General features: G+C 65.6%; 12 protein-coding genes. 10 read left to right on the plus strand and 2 right to left on the minus strand.

What is annotated here, in order from left to right; genetic code table 11:
- The first annotated feature begins 41 nt into the window (after window positions 1-41).
- From NKI35_RS12350 to NKI35_RS12365, 4 genes are read left to right on the plus strand one after another with little or no spacing between them, the layout of a single operon-like run.
- Complete coding sequence (locus NKI35_RS12350) at window positions 42-923, plus strand: branched-chain amino acid ABC transporter permease (RefSeq protein ID WP_023806239.1); 882 nt, start codon at window positions 42-44, stop codon at window positions 921-923.
- Window positions 920-1,882, plus strand: coding sequence for a branched-chain amino acid ABC transporter permease (locus tag NKI35_RS12355; protein WP_352740197.1), 963 nt, complete (start codon window positions 920-922; stop codon window positions 1,880-1,882). Before NKI35_RS12350 ends, NKI35_RS12355 begins: the two co-directional genes overlap by 4 nt.
- Window positions 1,879-2,604, plus strand: coding sequence for an ABC transporter ATP-binding protein (locus NKI35_RS12360; protein WP_023693111.1), 726 nt, complete (start codon window positions 1,879-1,881; stop codon window positions 2,602-2,604). Before NKI35_RS12355 ends, NKI35_RS12360 begins: the two co-directional genes overlap by 4 nt.
- Complete coding sequence (locus NKI35_RS12365; protein ID WP_352652460.1) at window positions 2,601-3,368, plus strand: ABC transporter ATP-binding protein; 768 nt, start codon at window positions 2,601-2,603, stop codon at window positions 3,366-3,368. Before NKI35_RS12360 ends, NKI35_RS12365 begins: the two co-directional genes overlap by 4 nt.
- Here the strand turns inward: NKI35_RS12365 and NKI35_RS12370 are convergent, their stop codons facing one another.
- Together NKI35_RS12370 and pncA are read right to left on the minus strand one after the other, a co-directional pair.
- Window positions 3,369-4,736, minus strand: coding sequence for a sodium:proton antiporter (locus NKI35_RS12370; protein WP_352740199.1), 1,368 nt, complete (start codon window positions 4,734-4,736; stop codon window positions 3,369-3,371). It lies immediately after the preceding gene.
- Window positions 4,737-4,821: 85 nt separating this feature from the next.
- Window positions 4,822-5,436, minus strand: coding sequence for a bifunctional nicotinamidase/pyrazinamidase (gene pncA, locus NKI35_RS12375; RefSeq protein WP_352519721.1), 615 nt, complete (start codon window positions 5,434-5,436; stop codon window positions 4,822-4,824).
- 281 nt (window positions 5,437-5,717) lie between these two features.
- Between pncA and NKI35_RS12380 the strand changes: the two genes are divergently transcribed.
- From NKI35_RS12380 to NKI35_RS12405, 6 genes are read left to right on the plus strand one after another with little or no spacing between them, the layout of a single operon-like run.
- On the plus strand, window positions 5,718-6,581 hold the full coding sequence (locus tag NKI35_RS12380; RefSeq protein ID WP_352740201.1) for an FAD binding domain-containing protein: 864 nt from the start codon (window positions 5,718-5,720) through the stop codon (window positions 6,579-6,581).
- An 11-nt stretch (window positions 6,582-6,592) separates the two neighbouring features.
- Window positions 6,593-9,556 (plus strand): molybdopterin-dependent oxidoreductase, encoded by a 2,964-nt coding sequence (locus tag NKI35_RS12385; protein ID WP_352740203.1) that lies wholly within the window; start codon window positions 6,593-6,595, stop codon window positions 9,554-9,556.
- Window positions 9,553-11,094: a hypothetical protein gene (locus NKI35_RS12390; protein ID WP_023739686.1), complete on the plus strand. Its 1,542-nt coding sequence runs from the start codon at window positions 9,553-9,555 to the stop codon at window positions 11,092-11,094. Before NKI35_RS12385 ends, NKI35_RS12390 begins: the two co-directional genes overlap by 4 nt.
- The gene (locus tag NKI35_RS12395; protein ID WP_023683556.1) at window positions 11,094-11,978 is read left to right on the plus strand and encodes a UPF0280 family protein; all 885 of its coding nucleotides are present in this window, start codon (window positions 11,094-11,096) and stop codon (window positions 11,976-11,978) included. Before NKI35_RS12390 ends, NKI35_RS12395 begins: the two co-directional genes overlap by 1 nt.
- A complete protein-coding gene (locus NKI35_RS12400) occupies window positions 11,971-12,555 on the plus strand; it encodes an amino acid synthesis family protein (RefSeq protein ID WP_023683555.1) in 585 nt (194 codons plus the stop codon). Before NKI35_RS12395 ends, NKI35_RS12400 begins: the two co-directional genes overlap by 8 nt.
- Window positions 12,552-13,013, plus strand: coding sequence for a MarR family winged helix-turn-helix transcriptional regulator (locus NKI35_RS12405; protein WP_023689200.1), 462 nt, complete (start codon window positions 12,552-12,554; stop codon window positions 13,011-13,013). The genes NKI35_RS12400 and NKI35_RS12405 overlap by 4 nt, the downstream gene beginning before the upstream one ends.

Raw genomic sequence — 13,013 nt, forward strand, 5'->3', positions numbered from 1 at the left:
GCGGTCACCCTCCCCACAAGGGGAGGGTAAGGGCGCCCTGAATGCATTTCGGACCCCATCTCCTCCTCGCCGCCCTCGAAGGCCTTGTCACCTCAGCCGTGTTGGCGCTGACGGCGCTTGGGCTGTCGCTGGTGTTCGGCGTCATGCGCGTCGTCAACGTCGCCCATGGCGAGTTCTTCATGCTGGGCGCGGTGCTGGCCTGGGCGATCTCGACGGCGATACCCGGCCATCCCACGCTCGGCTTCCTGGCGGCGCTGGTGATTGCGCCGCTGATTGTCGGCGCCATTGCGCTGGTAGCCGAGCGGCTTGTGCTGCGCCGGCTCAATTACAATCCGGAAGCCACCATCGTCGCCACGATCGGCATGCTCTACATCATCCAGCAGCTGGCGTTGAGCTTCTATGGCCCGGAAGCGCGCCCGGTGGAGCCGCCCTTCAGCTACCGCATCCTGCTGCCCTGGTTCGGCTATTCCGGCTACAAGCTGTCGATCATCGCCGCCTCCGCGCTTCTGCTCATCGCCACATGGCTGGTGCTAACGCGCACCAAGATCGGCCTCATCATGCGCGCCACCCAATATGACAGCGAAACGGCGCAGGCCTTCGGCATTCCGGTCGACCGCGTCTATGCCGGCGTCTTCGCGCTCGGCGCCATGCTGGCGGCCATCGCCGCCGTGCTGATCGTGCCGATCAGTCAGGCGCACTACCTGATGGGGCAGGACCCGCTGCTGTTGTCCTTCATCGTCGTCATCATCGGCGGCCTCGGCTCGCTGCGCGGCACCGTCGTCGCCGCCGTGCTGATCGGCCTGTCCGACGGCATCATCTCGGTGTTCTTTTCGCCGACTTTGGCCAAGATCATCGCCACGCTGCTGGTGGCCATGGTGCTGGTATTCCGGCCGCAGGGCCTGTTCGGGCAGGCGTCGCGATGAGCGAAGCTTCGCCGGCAAAAGCCTATGCATTGCATCTCGGCGTCATCGCGCTACTGTTTGCGCTGAGCTTCGTCCTGCCCGACTACCATCATGGCCTGCTGGCCCGAATCATGGTGCTGGCGGTGTTCGCCATGGGCTACAACATGCTGTTCGGCTATGTCGGCCTGCTCAGCCTCGGCCACGCCATGTTCTTCGCCGCCGGGCTCTATGGCGCTGGTCTCGCGGTCATCCATCTCGGCTGGAGCGTGCCTTTGGCTTTCCTCGCCGGCATCGCCTGCGGCGCGCTGCTGGCACTGGCGATCGGCCTGCTGGCGCTGCGCACCACCGGCGTCGCCTTCATGATCGTCACCATGATGTTCGCGCAGGTGTTTTACCTCGTCATCCTCTATTTCGCCGCCTGGACCGGCGGCGACCAGGGTCTGGTCGTGCCGCAGCCGGCGCGGGTTCTGGCCTTCGGCGCGACATCGCTCGACCTAACCAACCCGACCGTGCGCTACATGAGCGCGCTGGCGCTGTTCTCGGTCGTGCTGCTGATCACCCTCGCCATCGTCCGCTCCCGCTATGGCCGCGTGCTGGTCGCGGTGCGCGAGAACGAGGAGCGCACGAAAATGCTGGGCTACGACACCTTCTCCAACAAGCTGATCGCCGTCGTCGTCTCCGGCACCATCTGCGCCGCCTCGGGTGCGGCCTATGCGCTGCTGTTCGGCTATGTCGGCTCGAGCTTTGCCTCGGTGCAGTATTCCATCCTGCCGCTGCTCTGGGTGCTGCTCGGCGGCGCCGCCACGACGCTGGGCGCGCTGCTCGGCACGGTGTTCATGTACTATGTCATCGACACCGCCAGCGGCTACACCTCCGCCTATCTCCTGATCGTCGGTATTGCGCTCATCCTGCTGGTGCTGTTTTTCCCCAAAGGCATTCTGGGCACCATCCGCCAGCGCTGGCTCGGGTGGCTCCCATGATGCCGTTGCTGACCACCAAAGGCCTGGCGCGCAGTTTCGGCGGCCTGCGCGCCGTCGATGGTGTCGATTTTCAGCTGATGCCGGGCGAGATCCGCGCCGTCATCGGCCCCAATGGCGCCGGCAAAACCACCTTCGTCAGCCTGGTCAGCGGCCGCATTCAGCCATCGTCCGGCATGATCGTCTTCGACGGCGCCGACATCACCAGCCAGCCGGCCTATCTCAGGGTGCGCCGGGGCATCGCCTACACCTTCCAGATCACCAGCGTCTTCGCCAACCTCTCTGCCTACGATAATGTCGCGTTGCCGGTGCAGCGCACGCTGACCGATGGCCGCTCGAAAGGTGCGGTGCGCACCGGCGTCATGGCCGCGCTGGAACGCACCGGACTTGCCGGCCGCGCCCATATGCCGGCCGGCCAGCTTTCCTACGGCCACCAGCGCCTGCTGGAAGTCGCGATGGGCCTGGCGCTTAAGCCGCGGCTTTTGATCCTCGACGAGCCGACGCAGGGGCTGGCCGACAGCGAGATCGACAATTTCATCGGACTGGTGCGCGAGATTGCCAAGAGCGCCACCGTGCTCCTGATCGAGCACAACATGCCGGTCGTCATGCAGCTGGCCGACCGCATCACGGTCTTCAACGCCGGCAGGATCCTGGCCGAAGGCACGCCCGAACAGGTTCGCGCCAACACACAGGTGCAGGAAGCCTATCTGGGGACGGCGCCATGAGCGAAGCCCCCAAGACTGAGGCCCCCAAGACTGAGGCCCCCAAGACTGAAGCCCACAAGACTGAAGCGCTGACCATCTCCAGGCTCGATTGCTTCTATGGCGAGGTTCAGGTGCTCTACGAGCTTGATCTCGTGCTCAACAAGGGCGAGGTGCTGTGCCTGTTCGGTCGCAACGGCGCCGGCAAGACGACGGCGCTGAAAGCAATCATGGGGCTGGTTCCGTCGAGCGCCGGCTCGATCCGGCTCGCCGGCAAGGAATTGACCGGCCTGCCGGCGCATGAGGTGCCCAAGGCCGGCGTCGCCTATGTACCGCAAGGCAGGCGGCTGTTCGCCGAGATGACGGTGGCGGAAAACATCGAGATCGGTCTGATGGCGCGCGGCAAGGGCAGAGCGACGCGCGAGAGCGTGCTCGATCTCTTCCCGCTGCTGCGCCAGCGGCTGCGCCAGCGCTCCGGCACTTTGTCCGGCGGCGAGCAGCAGATGCTGGCCATGGCCCGTGCGCTTTGCCTTGAGCCGCAGGTGCTGTTGCTAGACGAGCCGACGGAGGGGCTGATGCCGTCGATGATCGCCAAGATCCGCGAGACGGTGGTGAAGCTGCGTGAGCTAGGTGTCTCCACCATTCTGGTCGAACAGCGCGTCGACGCCGTGCTGTCCGTCGCCGACCGCGTCTGCTTCATCGAGAACGGCCGCAACCGCGAGACCGTCGATGTCGAGCAATTGCGCGCCGACCCATCGGCAGTCAGGCGCTATGTCGGCGTCGGCTGATCAGCCGAAAAACAGGAACCCGGCGATCAAAAAGATCGGGATCAGCACCAGCCCTGACCATGCCATGTAGCCGAAGAAGCCCGGCATCTTCACACCGCGGTGTCGGGCAATGGCGTAGACCATGAAGTTGGGTGCATTGCCGATATAGGTGTTGGCGCCCATGAACACCGCGCCGGCCGAGATCGCGGCCAGCGTCGAGGCCGCCTCCGTCATCAGGTGCCGCGCGTCGCCGCCTGCGAGTTCGAAAAACACCAGATAGGTCGGCGCATTGTCGAGGAAGGACGACAGCCCGCCGGTCAGCCAGAAATAGGCGAGATCATTGGGCTGGCCGGTGGGTGACGTCACCAGCGCCACCAGCGGCGCCAGCGCGCCGTCATGGCCGGCGCGAAGGATGGCAATGACCGGCACGATGCAGATGAAGATGCCGGCAAACAGTTTCGCCACCTCCGCGATCGGGCCCCAGGTGAAGCCGTTGGCCTCGCGATGGCTCTTGAGTGACACGACAAGCGACAGCCCGGCGAGCGCCAGGATGATGGCATCGCGCACCAGGTTCTGCAGTTCGAGGCCGACGCCGAGGATGGAGAAAGTCACGCCCGGCTTCCAGGCAGCTGAAAGCAGGATCGCGGCAATGACGCCGGCCAGCAACGGCAGATTGGCCAGGCCGCGAAGGCGCACCTTCGTATCCGGAGTCGGATCCTTGATCTTCGGCGCGCCGCCTTCACGGCGATGCAGCATGATGTCGATGGCCAGGAAGACAAGCAGCACCAGGCCGCCGGTAAACAGCGTCTCGAGCCAGAGGTTCGCCGACGTCCAGAAGAAGTCGACGCCGCGCAGGAAGCCGACGAACAATGGCGGGTCGCCCAAGGGCGTCAACGAGCCGCCGATGTTAGACACCAGGAAGATGAAGAAGATGACGACATGGGCGTTGAACTGCCGGTTGTCGTTGGCGCGCAGCATCGGCCGGATCAGGATCATCGAGGCGCCGGTGGTGCCGATCACCGAGGCCAGCATTGCCCCGACGAGCAGCAGCCCGGCATTGACCAGCGGCGTGCCATGGATGTTGCCGGCCACAAGGATGCCGCCCGAAATGGTGTAGAGCGCGAACAGCAGGATAATGAACGACATGTATTCGGTGAGCAGCGTGTGCAGCACGGCTTCGCCGGCTACCGGAACGCCGAATGCAACCATCAGGGGGATGATCGCCAGCGCTGCCCAGCCGGCGGCGATCTTGCCGTAATGATGCTCCCAGACATGGTGGAACAGCAGCGGTCCGGTGGCGATCGACAGCAGCAGGCCGGCGAAAGGCAGCGCCCACGACAGCGACATGGCAGCATCGGGCAGACCGCGGGCCTCGGCCGCGAAGGCCATTTGCGGAGACGCAGCGGAAGCGAGTACACCTGCCGCGAAAGCCTTCCCCAACTGTGTGCAGCCCCCTCGATGCGTCACGATCCAGTCACTCCGAGATCGGGTCTTCGAGCTTCACCCCGGCATCGCGCATCCTCTTCAGCATCGCCTCGACCGAACCGTTGAGATCGATGCCGCGGCACGCGTCGAGCCGCACCGTCGTCTTGAAGCCTTGCTTGACCGCGTCGAGGGCCGAGAAGGCAACGCAGAAGTCGGTCGCCAGGCCAACCAGGGTCACACTGTCGATGCTGCGCTCCTTGAGGTAGCCGGCGAGCCCCGTCGGCGTCTTGTGGTCGTTCTCGAAGAAGGCGGAGTAGCTGTCGATATCAGGGCGAAATCCCTTGCGGATCACCAGCTCGGCCTTGGTCCAGGCGAGCCCCGAGTGAAAATCCGAGCCGAGGCTGCCCTGGATGCAATGGTCCGGCCACAGCGTCTGCGGCCCATAGGGCATCTCGATCGCGCTAAAGGGCTGCGCCCTCGGATGGCTGGAGGCAAAGCTCGAATGTCCGGCCGGGTGCCAGTCCTGCGTCAGCACGACATGCTCGGCATGCCGAATCAGATCGTTGACCAGCGGCACGATTTCGTCGCCGCCGGCAACCGCCAGTGCGCCGCCGGGGCAGAAGTCGTTTTGCAGGTCGATGACAACAAGCGCTTCGTCGGCCATGGCGCCTCTCCTCTTCTACGTCTCGAACGGGGGATCGAGTGAAATACGCCGCTGATGCGACCGGATGCTGAAACTTGACCGGATGGCCGCCTGCGTCAACCTCTGCAAGCGTAAGAAATGCTTGGCGGCCGGGTTCCCTTAAACTCCGGCTTTGACAATTTCCGCCAGCTTGATATCATTTGCATACGAATGAATTTGGCCTGATCAGACACTGGCGGGTTCGGGAAGTCCCCACCTTTGAAGGCCCCAATGGGAAGGCCGATTTTTTTGGAAGGCAAAGCGTGATCCGTTACGCGAAACCCACCACGCTCGACGAGGCGCTCGCTCTGCTGGGCGAGGGCGCCTGGCGCGTGCTTGCCGGCGGCACCGATTTCTATCCAGCGCAGGGCGCCAAACCGTTCCGCGAGAATGTTCTCGATATTAACGGCCTGCACTCGCTGCGCGGCATTGCCGAGACCGAAACCCATTGGGTTTTGGGCGCCCGCACCACCTGGACCGACCTTGTCCGCCATCCATTGCCGGCGGCTTTCGATGCGCTGAAGCAGGCCGCGCGCGAAGTGGGCTCCCTGCAGATCCAGAATGTCGCCTCGATCGCCGGCAATCTCTGCAATGCTTCGCCTGCCGCCGATGGCGTTCCGGGACTGCTGGTGCTGGACGCCGAGGTCGAGCTGCGCTCTGCAGCCGCGACGCGTAATCTGCCGCTGCAGGAGTTCATTCTCGGCAACCGCCGCACCGCGCTGCTACCGGGCGAGCTGGTCACCGCCATCCGGGTGCCGAAGCCCAGGGCCGCCGGCACGTCGGCCTTCGTCAAGCTCGGTGCGCGGCGCTACCTCGTCATCTCCATCGCCATGGTGGCGGCGCGCCTCGTTGCCGAGGCTGGCATCGTCATGGAAGCCGCTGTCGCGGTCGGGTCCTGCTCGGCCGTGGCCAAGCGGCTCGCCGCTGTCGAAGCCGTGCTGGTGGGCAAGCCTGTCCGCCCGGCACTCGCCGGTGCGATCTTGGCCGCGCCGATGACCGAGCTCTCGCCGATCGCCGACGTGCGCGGCAACGCCGAATACCGGCTCGACGCAGCGCGCGAGCTTGTCGCCCGCGCCGTGCTGGGGGCTTGCGGGCTGACGAACGACAACAGCATGGTGGCGGCATGAGCCACTCCGAGATGATTGAAGCCCTGCCCGACCTCGTGCCGGGCCTCGGCATCGAGCGCGCCGAGATCGCCTTCGCCGTCAATGGCGCCGCCGTCTCGGTCAATGTGCCGCCGCTGCGCCGGCTGTCGCAGGTTTTGCGCGACGAATTGCAGCTGATGGGCACCAAGGTTGGCTGCGATGCCGGCGATTGCGGCGCCTGCACGGTGCTGGTCGACGGCGACGCCGTCTGCGCCTGCCTGATGCCGGCGGCCTCCGCAGCCGGGACGTCCGTAACGACCGTCGAAGGCCTCGCCGATCGCCGGCTGTCGGCGCTGCAGGCGTCTTTCCTGGCACATGGCGCCGCGCAATGCGGCATCTGCACGCCGGCGCTGCTGGTCGCGGCAACGGCGCTGCTGGATGGCACGCCGAATCCGACCGAGACGGAGGTGCAGGATGCGCTGGGTGGCATCCTGTGCCGTTGCACCGGCTACAGAAAGATCATCGCGGCAGTGATGGATGCGGGACGGTTCGAGACGTCGACCGACGGCGCTGCCCCTCATCTGCCTGCCGGCACCTTCACCCCGTACAGTGACGGGGAGAAGGGAAGTGCTCCAGCGCCGACGCTCCCCTCTCCCCGTTCTTCACGGGGAGAGGGTAAGGGTGAGGGGCAGCGCCAACGTCATTCGTTGGAATTCAACTTTGAACGTAGAATGCCAACCACAGGGAATGCTGTAGGCGCCTCCCCGGTCCGGCTCGACGGCGTGCCAAAAGTCACCGGCGCTGAAAAATTCGGCGCCGATGCCTTTCCCGCCGATGCGCTGGCCGTGCTGGTGGTCCGCTCGCCGCATTATCATGCCGGCTTCGCCTTCGGCGACCTGGAGGGCTGGGTGAAGTCGCATCCCAGCATCGTCGGCGTCTTCACCGCCGCCGACATTCCGGGAAAAAACTGTTTCGGCGTCATCGGTCCGTTTGCCGACCAGCCGGCGCTGGCCGAAGGCTTTGCGCGGCTGCGCGGCGAGGCAGTGGCGTTGGTCGCCGGCGAGCGCGAGGCCATGCTCGATCTCGACCTCCAGGATTTCCCGGTCCGCTGGACCGAGCTGCCGCATTTTCTGCAGCCCGGCGACGCGCAGGCAGAAGGGGCTGCGCTCATCCACGCGAACCGCCCGGCCAATTTGTTGACCAAGGGCTTTGTCGAGCGCGGCGACCCCGAGGCGGCGCTTGGCGAGGCTGCTTACACGGTGTCCGGTGCCATCGACACCTCCTATGTCGAGCACGCCTATATCGAGCCGGAAGCCGGCCATGCCTACATGGACGGCGACACGCTGGTCGTCGTCGCCTGCACCCAGGCCCCCTATATGGACCGTGACGAAACGGCAAAGGTGCTCGGTCTTGCCGTCGACAAGGTGCGCATCGTGCCGACCGCGACCGGCGGCGGCTTCGGTTCGAAACTGGACGTTTCACTGCAGCCGCTCATCGGCCTTGTGGCGCTGAAAACCGGCCGGCCGGCGGCGCTTGCCTACACCCGCACCGAATCGATGATGTCGACCACCAAGCGCCACCCAGCCGAGATGAAGGCGACGATCGGCACTGACGCCGAGGGCCATGTCACCGGCATGATCTTTTCCGGCGATTTCAACACCGGCGCCTATGCCAGCTGGGGCCCGACCGTCGCCAACCGCGTGCCGGTGCATGCCTCCGGTCCCTATGCGACGCCGAATTACCGCGCCGAAGGCCGCGCCATCCACACCCACGGGCCGATTTCCGGCGCCTTCCGCGGCTTCGGCGTGCCGCAGGCGACGATCATGCAGGAGACGCTCTATGATGAGCTCGCCGGCAAGCTGGGCATGGACCGGCTCGATTTTCGGCTGAAGAACTGCCTTCGGAACGGATCCGAAACGGTTACCGGACAGCGACTGGAGTCGGGCGTCGGCATATTCGAGTGCCTCGACTCCTTGCGACCGCATTGGGCTCGCGCGAAGGCCGACGCAGATACATTCAACAATGCCAATACGAGCAAAAAGCGCGGCGTCGGCATCGCGTCCTGCTGGTATGGCTGCGGCAACACCTCGCTGCCCAATCCGTCGACCATAAGGGTCGGTATCTCGCCGGAGGGCGAGGTCATCCTGCACCAGGGCGCCGTCGATATCGGCCAGGGCTCCAACACCGTCATCGCCCAGATCTGCGCCGACGCACTCGGCCTGCCGCTGGAAAAATTCAAGCTGAAGAGCGCCGACACCGCGATCAGCCCCGACGCCGGCAAAACATCGGCCTCGCGCCAGACTTTTGTCACCGGCAAGGCGGCCGAGAAGGCCGGCCGCGCCTTGCGCGAAAAGATCCTGCGTTTTGCCAATGTCTCGGAGAACGCGAGCCTGCAATTGGACGGCCCGGCGATCGTCATTCGCGAGGGCGAAGCCACTCGGCGCATCGATCTCCCCGCCCTCGATGTCGATGCGGACGGCTACGTCTTCCGCGCCGAGGAAACCTACGACCCGCCGACGCTGCCGCTCGACGCCAAGGGCCAGGGCAAGCCTTACGCCGTCTATGGCTATGGCGCGCAGATCGCCGAACTGGAGGTCGACCTCAAGCTCGGCACGGTGAAGCTCTTGAAAATCACCGCCGCGCACGATGTAGGCAAGGCGATCAACCCGCTTCTGGTCGAAGGCCAGATCGAGGGCGGCATCGCGCAAGGCATCGGCATGGCGCTGATGGAGGAATACATCCCCGGCCGCACCGAGAATCTGCACGACTATCTCATTCCGACCATCGGCGACGTGCCTGAGATCGAGCACATATTGATCGAGGTTCCCGATCCCGAGGGGCCGTTCGGCGCCAAGGGCCTGGGCGAGCATGTGCTGATCCCGACCGCACCCGCCATCCTCAACGCCATACGCCACGCCACCGGCGTTCTCATCACCAAGGTTCCGGCGACGCCGGCGCGCATCCGCGCCGCCATCCGCGAAAAAGATGGCATCCGCGACAAGGAGGCACGCCGATGAGCGAGCTTGCCGAACGCTTCGAAACCCACGATCCGGGCGAAAAGCTGGTGGCGGAAAAGATCCGCTGCGATGCCTGTCCGGTGATGTGCTACATCGCCGATGGCCGCACCGGCGCCTGCGACCGCTACGGCAATGTCGGTGGCCGCATCGTGCGTATGGACCCGCTGACCATCCTCGACCATGCGGCAGAGAGCGGCGCCGCGGTCGTGCCTTTCACTGCCGAGGGCGAGCAATGGGACGGCGAACTGGTCAACACCGGCCGCCGCTTCGTCACTGCGATCGGCGCCGGCACCACCTATCCCGACTACAAGCCGGCTCCCTTCATCGTCAGCCAGGAGGTCGAGGGGGTCGATCTGGTGACCGTGGTCACCGAAGGCATTTTTTCGTACTGCGGCGTCAAGGTGAAGATCGACACCGACCGCCATCTCGGTCCCGAAACGGCAATCGTGCGCGCGCAAGGCGAGCCGATCGGCCACGTCACGACAGGCGAATACGGCTCGCAGATGCTGTCGCTCGGCGGAGTGCATCATTTGACCGGTGGCTCTAAGGCCGAAGGCCGGGCAACCTGCGACGCGATGCTCAGTCTGTGCAATCGCAAGCCGGTCGAACTGACCATCGATGGCGGCGCCACCATCATCGTCGAAGCCGGCAAACCACCTGTCATCGACGGCAAGCAGGAACACCGTATGCGGGTCGGCTGCGGGTCGGCCACCATCGGCATGTTCGCCACGCAATGGCGCGGCCTTGTCGACGAGGTGGTGGTGGTCGACGACCATATCACCGGCGTCGTCTCCGAGCATCAGGCCGGCAAGGTGCTGGGCTGGCAGGATACCGGCATCAAGATCATCGGCCGCCGTTCGACGCCGGGCCGCTATTTCAAGGTTTCCGAGCCCGGCCTCGGCTGGGGCGGCACCTCGATTTCCGACCCGCTGTCGATCCTCGGCGAATGGAACGCCAAGAAGGGCGCCCGCCCCGGCCTGTCGCTGCTGATGGTGTCGACCACCGGCGAGCAGTTCGCCTATTACGAGCTCGACGACGAGTTGAAGCCGGTGGAAAAACCGTTCCCCGAGCGGCTGCAGAAATCGGTCGGCCTGATCGAGGACAATTGCGAGCCGGCGCTCTGCACCGTGCTGTTCATCGGCGGCGCCGGCGGTTCGCTGCGCGCCGGCGTCACCGAAAACCCGGTCAATCTCACCCGCTCGGTGCAGGGCTTGAATACCTATGTTACCGTTGGCGGCGCGCCGGTCTATGTCTGGCCGGGCGGCGGCATCACGCTGATGGTCGACGTCATGCGCGTGCCGGAAGGCGCCTTCGGCTATGTGCCGACGCCGGCGCTGGTGGCGCCGATCGAATTCACGCTACGCCGCGACGACTATGTCCGGCTGGGCGGCTACGAGGCCGAGATACGCAGCGTCGAGGATATCGTTGCCAAAGGCGGCGAATATCTCAACCCGCGCCGCGGCTCAGGCGCCGAGGCCCACAATCCATGGCCGCCGCTGGCGCAGTTGCGCCGCGTCGGCTCGAACGGGGCCTCTTGATGCAAGGCCCGCAAGTCCACTGGCTGCAGGACGGCAAGCGGCTGCACCTCAACCACGGGCCGATCGACCTGATCGTCGAGGCCTTTGGTGAGGCGGCTGAGTGTCGTGCCGCCTACGATCAGGCGATCGAGCGCTTCCAGACGATCCTGATCGAGTTGGTCGAGGAGCTTCCCGAATTGCGGCTGCCGGCATTTTTCCTGGCGCCGCGCACCTTCGCCGGCCCGACTGCGCGGCGCATGGAAGCAGCCGTCATGCCCTTGGCGGAATGCTTCATCACGCCGATGGCCGCCGTCGCCGGATCGGTAGCCGACGAAGTGCTCGCCGCGCTGCTTGCCGGTCGCAAGCTCGACCGGGCCTATGTCAACAATGGCGGCGACAGCGCCCTCCATATCGGCAAGGGCCAGTCGATGAACCTGGCGATCGCCGGCACCGGCAACGGCATGGCCGACCGCCTCACCATTCGCTCGGCGGACGGCGTGCGCGGCGTCGCCACCAGCGGCTGGCGCGGCCGTTCGTTCTCGCTTGGCATTGCCGACGCCGTCACCGTGCTGGCGCACACCGGCGCCGAGGCCGATGCGGCCGCGACACTCATTGCCAACGCCGTCGACCTGCCCGGCAATCCCGCCATCAAGCGCATTCCCGCGCAGGACTTGGCGCCCGACAGCGATCTCGGCGCGCGGCTGGTGACACAAGCCGTCGGCATGCTCGCGCGTGGCGATGTGGAGCGGGCGCTGGACAATGGCCTTGCCGTCGCCGAAGATTTTCGCCGGCGCGGCCTGATTGCCGCATCGGCGCTGTTTCTAGGTGGGGAAGCCCGCATCAGTGGTTCCATGGCGCTTGCCGCGCCCAACAAAAATCCAGGGAAGGAAGTTGCCCATGCCTGAGTTTCCGATCCGCAAGATCGCGGTTCTGACCGAAGAGATCTTTCACGATGGCGGGCCGGTCGCTGCTCTGCCGCGCCGCCGCGCTGCAGCCGTGGCCCTGGTGAAGAACCCGTTCGCCGGCCGCTACGTCGAAGAACTGCAGAGCGCCATGGACGATCTGAAGCCGCTCGGCCTGCTGCTCACCGACAAGCTCATTGCCGCATTGGGCGGCGACATCAAGCAGATCGACGCCTACGGCAAGGGCACCATCGTCGGTTCGTCAGGGGAGCTGGAGCACGGCGCGCTGTGGCATGTGCCGGGCGGTTACGCCATGCGCGAGCGGCTGGGCGACGCCAAGGCGATCGTGCCGTCGGCAACCAAGGTCGGCGCCTTCGGCTCGCGGCTCGACGTGCCGCTCGGCCACACCAACGCCGCCTATGTGCGTAGCCATTTCGACGCCATGGAGGTCGGTCTCAGCGACGGGCCGCGCGCCGACGAAATCCTGTTCTGCCTCGCCATGAGCTGCGGCCCCCGCGTGCACGACCGCATGGGCGGCCTGGCGGTCGGCGACATCAAGGCCTGGGACGGCTTGCGATGAGCGGCGGGGACAATCTTCTCAAGCTCGTCGAGGCCGAAGAGCCCGACGAACATGACTACCGCCTGCAGGAGCAGGTCGGCTTCATCCTGCGCAAGGCGCATCAGCGCCATGTCTCGATCTTTGCCGCCCAGATCAGCGACCTGACGCCGCCGCAATTCGCAGCGCTCGCCAAATTGCACGATGTCGGCGAGACCTCGCAGAACCAGTTGGGAACGCTGATCGCCATGGATGCGGCGACCGTCAAGGGCGTGATCGATCGGCTGAAGGCGCGTGGCCTGGTCGACCTGACCAAGCATGAGGTCGACAAAAGGCGCCTGCTGGTCAGTCTCACGCCAGAGGGACGCGAGGCGATCGAACGGCTGATCCCGTTGGCCCGCGCCATCACCCAGGAGACACTGGCGCCGCTGACGGCCAAGGAAGCGGCCACGTTTATGCGGCTGCTAGCGAAGTTAGCCTGA

Origin of the sequence: Mesorhizobium sp. M0676, assembly GCF_040320535.1 — a bacterium.
Lineage (GTDB): Bacteria > Pseudomonadota > Alphaproteobacteria > Rhizobiales > Rhizobiaceae > Mesorhizobium.